Origin of the sequence: Saccharothrix sp. ST-888 (genome assembly GCF_000955975.1) — a bacterium.
Taxonomy (GTDB): domain Bacteria; phylum Actinomycetota; class Actinomycetes; order Streptomycetales; family Streptomycetaceae; genus Kitasatospora.
The window spans coordinates 1-474 of sequence record NZ_JYJF01000362.1; the positions used below are offsets into that span (position 1 = coordinate 1).

General features: G+C 75.5%; 1 protein-coding gene. It reads left to right on the forward strand.

Features of this window, described 5'->3' with window-relative positions; translation table 11 throughout:
* The coding region (locus UK12_RS41920; RefSeq protein WP_045306914.1) for a hypothetical protein at window positions 1–474 on the forward strand (474 nt) is incomplete at both ends.

A 474-nucleotide genomic window follows, 5' to 3' on the forward strand; every position in this document is an offset into this window, starting at 1 on the left:
AAGGGTGTTCGCCGAGCGTCACGTCGTGGTGCTCGGCCGGCCGGAGGCCGGGGAGTACGACGGGTTGCGGGCCGCGCTGCCGGCGGGCACCGCCTGTCACTTCGTGGCCGTCGACGACGGATCGCTGGACGGCCGGTACGGCGAGGTCGTCGGGCGGGTGTTCGCGCTGCTCCAGGAGATCCTGCGGAGCGGTGTGCGGCGTCCGGTGCTGGTGCAGGTGGCGCTGGTCGGGGCCGCCGGCACGGACACCGAACGGGAGCGGCTGGCCTGCCTGGGCGGGGTGGCCGGTCTGCTGAAGACCGCCCACCAGGAGAACCCGTTCCTGCACGCGCAGTACGTCGAGTGCCTCGACGGCGCACCGGTCGCGGTCCTCGTCGGCCGGCTCGAGCACGAGGCGGCGCTGGAGACCGAGCCGGAGGTGCGCTACCGCGACGGCCGGCGCCTGGTGGCCCGGCCGACCCGGGAGGGCCTGCC